This window comes from Enterococcus sp. NBRC 3427, from assembly GCF_007996925.1.
GTDB classification, from domain to species: Bacteria; Bacillota; Bacilli; order Lactobacillales; family Enterococcaceae; genus Enterococcus_B; species Enterococcus_B lactis.
This window is the reverse complement of record NZ_BJLL01000085.1, coordinates 1-7,209: the sequence shown is the minus strand read 5'-3', so window position 1 is coordinate 7,209 and position 7,209 is coordinate 1. Positions and strand designations below refer to the sequence as shown.

Here is a 7,209-nt window from a genome sequence, read left to right as displayed (position 1 = left end):
AACAAATGGTAGTATATTATTAATTTATATAATATGAAACCTAAAATATAGTAGTATGTTAATTTATACTAAATTAAATAAAGTACTACCTTTAATAGGTAGTACTTTATTATCAAGCCATTATTCCTTCTTCTACTAGTTCTTTTTGTCACATAATTTTGCAATCAATAAATGTTGCGCAATAAGTATAAGAATTCCATTTTCTAAATTTGAAAGGTGATCCATAATTTCATGTTCAAGTAGTTTATTAATTGTCCACTTGTCGCTTCATCTAAAAATTTTATAGGTTTTAGGAATGCTATTCGCTTATTTTAGGAAGATTTTAACTGTTTGCTATAGATATATATCATACTAGTATCGTAATAAAAGTACTCTAAAAGAAGAATTTTCAAATACGCAAAATTAAGTACGAAAGTGGATTTGAGTCAATATCTTGGACACATTTTAGTAGAGACGGTTAAGCCATTTTTTCTTTTGCTAATTCTTCAAATTCCTGTGGGGTTAGATAGTGAATCGAGCTATGGATTCGATTTCGGTTATAAAATCCTTCAATGTAGCTAAATAGCGCTCGATTTGCTTCTTCAAAATCTGAGTAGCTAGTCGTGTAGACTTCTTCTTTTTTCAATGAGGCATGGAAAGATTAGATTCCAGCATTATCATAAGGTGTTCCTTTTCTACTATAAGAATGCCTTATTTTGTTGGTTTTAAGCCATTGTTCCACTTCTCTTGCTGTGTATTGGCTGCCCAAGTCAGTGTCTAGAATCATTCCTTCTGGAATGTGATAATGTATTTTTGCTTTATTCAATGTTTGAATGACACAATCCACAGTCATTCGTTTTGAAAATGTATAACTAATAATTTTTTTCGTGTGTAAATCCATGATTGAAGATAAGTAACACCAACCATTTTTCTTAGTAGGAATGTACGTAATGTCAGCTGCCCATTTCTCACAGATCGTTTCAGTAGAAAAGTCCTGATTTAAGAGATTCTCTTTTAAAATGATCGGTTTATTAGACCTTTGAGGTCTATATTTTTTAACTACAATTGACCTTAAATTTAATTGTTTCATTAGCTTTTGGACATGTTTAAGAGATACTGAAATCCCTTCTTTTAATAAAACTTGATGGATCTTTGTGGCACCATAGCGTTGTTTATTCGTAAAAAAAATTGTTGAAATCTTCTTTTTCAACTTATTATTTCTGATTTCTGTAGCTGTCAACGGTTTATTCTTATAAAAATAATAGACACTTCTAGGGATTTCTAATAACCGACACAACAAAGAAACAGTGTAATCCTTACACCATTTTTCAATAAATTGAACAAGCGAATTTAGGTTTTCCGAGAAAATATGGCTGCGGCTTTTTTTAAGATTTCAAGTTCCTCATTTAAACGAGCATTTTCTTTTCTCAGTTCAGCTACTTCTTTTCCAGTCAGTCCTGTGGACTGATCAGGTAAATATAAATTCTTCCATTTGTGAATCGTTGCTTCAGATAAGCCATATTCTTTCGCTAACCCTCGAACAGAACGTCCAGTTTGATTCAGTTCAATAATCATTTGTTTAAAATTTTCTTCATATCGGGTCATAAAAATTCATCCTCTCGTAGATAAGTTTAATTTATTCTTGTCTCTACGAAAAGCTGTCTAAGATTTGATACTAACACCATTAAAAATGTGGGCACAATACCTAACAAACGTACTAAATATTTACATGGATGATCAACTTAATGAAAAACAGAATCGATTAAATAAATTAAATCAAATCGTAACAAATTGGCACAATTTATTGCTATCCAGTCATTTGGTAGAAGGTCTACACGGCGCTTTCCAACGTTTATCTGACAGAAACGGTGATCGTCCAAACAACATTCATATTCCACCTGTATACATTTTAAAGCCATAGGAAAAAGCCTAGTATCTATTGCTAGGCTCTTTTGTATACCTCTACACATTCATTTCCTTCTTCCAGCATTCATAAGACTCAACAGTTGCACTTTTTTTCATTCTCCTACAAATTCCACTAAACAACGACCACTTATAGTCATCCAAAATAGCAGTACCTACTCCCCCTAATCCTAAGAAAAACAGTAAAAGTAAATACAAAAATAGCATCATATTATATGTACGGAGGCATTTCATTTACACAAGATTCTTGACGCTACCAGTTTTTTTGGCTTATTAAAACAAGAGATTTTTCACGGGAAAGTTTATAACTATTTCGAGGAATTAAAATCAGCCATCGATAGCTATATCTATTACTACAATAATGAACGGATAAAACAGAAATTAAACTGGCAAAGTCCCGTCCAATTTCGTAAAACAACCGTTACGGTTGTGTAAAAATATCATTTTAGAGCATGAAAAAAGGAGTGGATTTCTCCACTCCAAAAAAGTCTAACTTTTGGGGGTCACTACATTTTTGATCCTTTTTATTTGATTAATTATATCCAGCTGGATAATAATTTTGGGGGCAACATTTCTATCTTACTATTATCTTCCTAAAGTAGTAGACTTTCTTATTGGGAAAAATTACAACAAAAAGGAGTGGCTTAGTTGACAACTCCTTTTTGTTTACAAATCAATTGGATATCTACAAATTGTATTTTCTAACGGATTTTATAGACATTAAAAAATTAATTTGACGTTAAATACTTTCTCCAGAAAGTATTGAGATTGGTAAAATATAATCCTTATTTGTCTTTTCGCCTTTAATTTTTTTCAGAAGAATATCAACAATAAGACTTGCAATTTCATCAATTGGTTGTCTTATTGTTGTCAATTGTGGGAAAAATTTCTCAATGAAAGAGGTACCATCGTATCCAATAATTTTTAAATCTTTTGGGATATTAAGTTTAAGTTGATGAGCAATTTTCATAGTGAGAATGGCTGTTAAATCATCAGAAACAAAAATACCATCTGGTTTGTGATTTATAATAGTTGACTTTATTTCCATTTCACGACGGATAGTAGACAGATTATTAGGAATTTTGAAAATTTTTCCATTTGGATTTTGAAAAGAAAAACCTAGTGCACGTAATTCTGTGGGAGAATCCGTGTTATCATTTCCTGTAATCATAATGGTATTTTGACAACCATTTTTTTGTAAAGTCTTAGCTGCAAGTTTTCCCCCTTCAAAGTTATCTGAAGAAACAATGGAAACATTAGGAGCTAAATTTCTATCAAAAGCAACAATAGGTGCTCTCACACGCTCATAATCAGCAATTCCAAGATTATGGCTTGATGAGATTATGCCATCAACTTGGTTGGCTTCAAGCATTTCAATGTATTCTCTCTCTTTAGCAGGATCATTTTGACTATTGCAAATAATCGTTTTATATCCATGTTTAAATAACTCGATTTCGAGATACTCAATGAGTTCAGAGTAAAAGATATTACTAATATTAGGAAAAATAAGACCAATAAGCTGAGGTGACTTTCCTTGAAGTCCACGTGCTAAATTATTTGGTTTATAACCAAGAGTTTTCATAGCTTCATGAACTTTTTGTTTTGTTTTTTCTGATAAATATCCCTTATTATTAATGACGCGTGAAACGGTTGTTGGGCTAACTCCAGCTAATTCAGCGACATCAGTTAATTTTGCTACCATTTTAATATTTTAATTCAAAGTATTTTCCAGTCGGTTCGCCTGATTTGATTTGAATACCATTTTGGTGATTTTCAGGGAATACACGACTAGTAAACACTTTTTCTCCTTTATTAATAAAAATCTCAATGATTGAGTTATCTACAAAAATGTTAGCAGTTGTTTCTTTAGTATCAATTGAGCATTCACGAATCGTACCAAAGTCAGTGGCATATTGAATGCCTGCTTTGCTGCGATCTAAAATAATTTTTCCTTCTTTGGTATCTACAATCAAGCTAAGTCCATTTCCTTTACTATCAGAGAAAAGAAGTAACTCCGATTTCTGATTTGGAGGAAAAGTTAGTTCAAGCTCATAAGTATTATTTGTTTCTGCTTTTGCTGTAAATTGTTCAGAACTAGCACGTAATGATGTAATAGCTTCTACTGGATATTGGTAAAGTTTACCATCTTTTATTGAAAGTTCTTTTACAAGACTCATTGCTCCCTGATAATCATACTTATCAGTTGGATAATCGATATCAGGTAGTCCAATCCAACTGACAATCAGAGCACGACCATCAGGAGTATTGAATCCTTGAGTCGCATACGCTTCAAATCCATAATCAAGATTTTGAATTTCTGAAGCGCCCACAAGTTTTACTTTTTCTATGTCAAGCGATTGACAGATCTTAAAAGTATTCGGATAGATATTCCCATAATTTAGCTCAGATTTATCCAACCCTTGAGGACAATAAATGAGAACAGGTTTTTTGTCTACAAATACTAGATTTGGACACTCAATCATGTATTCTGAACCAGTGCCGCCAAAATCAAGGTTGCCAACTTCCTCCCATGTTTCCACGTTATTGTCATCCGCTTTGTAAAGTTTGATAAAGCCTGATTTTTCTAAATTTTGTGCTCCAACAATCGCATATAATTGTCCTTCATAATTAAACATTTGTGGATCACGAAAATGATCAGTTACATCAGCAGGTTTATGAATAAGAACATTCTCACCTTTCGTAATGTTGTAGTCTTTATCCATCCATGCTCCGATTTGAAGTGTATCACGTTCCCAATTTTCATTTCGAAGGTTTCCTGTATAGAGTAAGAATAGATTCCCCTCTATTTCATATGCAGAACCGGAATAAGCGCCGTGGCTATCTCGTTTTGTGTCTGGAAGAAGTTCTGCTCCTGTTACATGAAAATGAACTAAATCATCTGATTCATTGTGTACCCATTCTTTCAACCCATGAGCAGCTCCAAATGGCCAATTTTGATAAAAAAGCGTATATTTTCCGTTAAAAAAAGAAAAACCATTAGGATCGTTTAACAATCCTGTTTTAGGTTCGATATGATAGCTAGCACGCCAAGGTGATCGTTTTACATTATCCTTAATTTTATCCATCTCATCTTTAGTCCAATCAGAATAAGCACGATATCGTATTTCTCGAGGTAAGTTCATATTTTACTCCTTCAATTTATCTTTTTACAACTAGTATGGTAAACGTTTTCCGTTGAAAAATCAATCATTTCATTTAAAAAAATAAAATATATGACAAACGTTTGACATATTTTTAAGATATGCTAAAATAAATTTGCATTTCAGTGAACCGTTTTCACGTAAAAATAAAAAAGGAGTGATTCGAATGAATTACAGTAAAGTAGCTTCCGACGTAATACAAGCGGTCGGAAAAGATAACCTTATTGCAGCTGCACACTGCGCTACACGTCTTCGTCTCGTACTAAAAGATGACACGAAAGTGAATCAAAAAGCTTTAGACGAAAATCCAGATGTGAAAGGCACATTTAAAATTGATGGACAATATCAAGTGATTATCGGTGCAGGTGATGTTAATTTCGTTTATGACGAACTTATCAAAAAAACTGGACTTTCGGAAATTTCAACAGATGATTTAAAACAAATTGCTAGTAAAGATAAAAAATTCAACCCCATTATGGCATTAATTAAATTATTATCAGATATTTTTGTTCCAATTATACCTGCCCTTGTTGCAGGTGGTTTATTAATGGCATTACAAAACTTTTTAACAGCTGCTGGACTTTTTGGACCAAAATCAATTGAAGAAATGTATCCTGCGATTGAAGGTATTTCCTCAATGATCCAACTGATGTCCGCTGCACCATTCATGTTCTTACCAATTTTAGTAGGTATTTCAGCTGCTAAACGTTTTGGAGCAAACCAATTTCTTGGTGCTGCAATTGGTATGATCATGACAACACCAGATCTTGGTGGCTCAACTGAATATTGGAATATTTTTGGTTATCATGTTTCACAAACAAACTATGCTTATCAAGTTATTCCAGTTTTAGCAGCTGTTTGGATATTATCTATATTAGAAAAATTCTTTCATAAAAAATTGCCATCATCTATTGACTTTACATTCACGCCATTATTATCAGTAATGATTACTGGATTTTTGACTTTCACAGTTATTGGCCCTGTAATGTTATTGTTGTCTAATGGAATTACAGACATTATTGTTTGGCTATATAACACTACTGGATTTATTGGAATGGGTATTTTTGGAGGAACATATTCACTTATAGTCATGACTGGTTTACATCAATCATTTCCAGCTATTGAAACTCAATTACTTTCAGCGTGGACAAATGGTATCGGACATGGAGACTTTATCTTTGTAGTTGCATCTATGGCAAACGTTGCTCAAGGTGCTGCAACATTTGCCATTTGGTTCTTAACTAAAAATTCTAAGACAAAAAGTCTTGCTTCCTCTGCGGGTGTCTCAGCACTTCTTGGAATTACAGAGCCTGCCTTGTTCGGAGTTAACTTAAAATACCGCTTTCCATTCTTTTGTGCTTTAATTGGTTCAGGAATTGCTACAGCAGTAGCAGGATTACTTAAAGTAGTTGCTGTTTCACTTGGTTCAGCAGGTTTCTTGGGATTTCTTTCAATTAATGCAACATCTATTCCATTTTACGTATTGTGTGAATTGATTAGCTTTGTAGTTGCTTTTGCAATTACTTACTTCTACGGTAAAACAAAAGCTGCTGGTATCTTTAAAGCAGAAGAAATTGCTGAACAAACACCAGTTAATTCTTCAAAAGTAGCAACAACAGATCCAATATCTACTGATGTTGAATCAACACAAACAAAAGTTTCATCAGAAACAATTGTTAGTCCCATTTCTGGTAAAGTGATTAGTCTTTCTTCAGTAAATGATCCAGTCTTTTCATCAGAAGCTATGGGAAAAGGGATTGCCATTAAACCAAATGGAAACACGGTCCATTCTCCAGTAGATGGTACTATTCAACTCACGTTTGAAACTGGACATGCTTATGGTATTAAATCAAATAATGGTGCTGAAGTTCTAATTCATATTGGTATTGATACTGTATCAATGGGAGGAAAAGGATTTACACAAAAAGTTACTACTAATCAAAAAGTTAGAAAAGGCGATATTCTTGGAGCATTTGACCGTTCAATGATTGAGAAAGAAGGTCTTGATGATACAACAATGATTATTGTAACCAATACTTCGGATTATTCAGAAGTAAATATAGTAGCTGAAAATACAGTCACTGAGGGTACTGATTTACTTGAAATCAAATAAATATATTTCCCTGAGTAAAGATGGAATTTTCGA

3 protein-coding genes and 2 pseudogenes are annotated in these 7,209 nt (G+C 33.0%); 2 read left to right on the top strand and 3 right to left on the bottom strand.

The features are described from left to right. Positions 1–457: 457 nt before the first annotated feature. A pseudogene (locus ESP02_RS12515) lies at positions 458–1,584 on the bottom strand (IS3 family transposase). Positions 1,585–2,160: 576 nt separating this feature from the next. Between ESP02_RS12515 and ESP02_RS12500 the strand changes: the two are divergent. Beyond that, positions 2,161–2,337 (top strand): annotated as a pseudogene (locus tag ESP02_RS12500) (IS3 family transposase); the annotation flags it as partial. Between the two features lie 304 nt (positions 2,338–2,641). Here the strand turns inward: ESP02_RS12500 and ESP02_RS12495 are convergent. Both ESP02_RS12495 and ESP02_RS12490 read right to left on the bottom strand, forming a co-directional pair. Continuing rightward, complete coding sequence (locus ESP02_RS12495) at positions 2,642–3,604, bottom strand: LacI family DNA-binding transcriptional regulator (RefSeq protein WP_038398631.1); 963 nt, start codon at positions 3,602–3,604, stop codon at positions 2,642–2,644. Position 3,605: 1 nt separating this feature from the next. After that, entirely contained in the window at positions 3,606–5,045 is a 1,440-nt protein-coding gene (locus ESP02_RS12490; RefSeq protein WP_002292413.1) for a sucrose-6-phosphate hydrolase, read from the bottom strand. A 184-nt stretch (positions 5,046–5,229) separates the two neighbouring features. Between ESP02_RS12490 and ESP02_RS12485 the strand changes: the two genes are divergently transcribed. Beyond that, positions 5,230–7,176: a sucrose-specific PTS transporter subunit IIBC gene (locus tag ESP02_RS12485; protein ID WP_002293868.1), complete on the top strand. Its 1,947-nt coding sequence runs from the start codon at positions 5,230–5,232 to the stop codon at positions 7,174–7,176. The last annotated feature ends 33 nt before the right edge of the window (positions 7,177–7,209 follow it).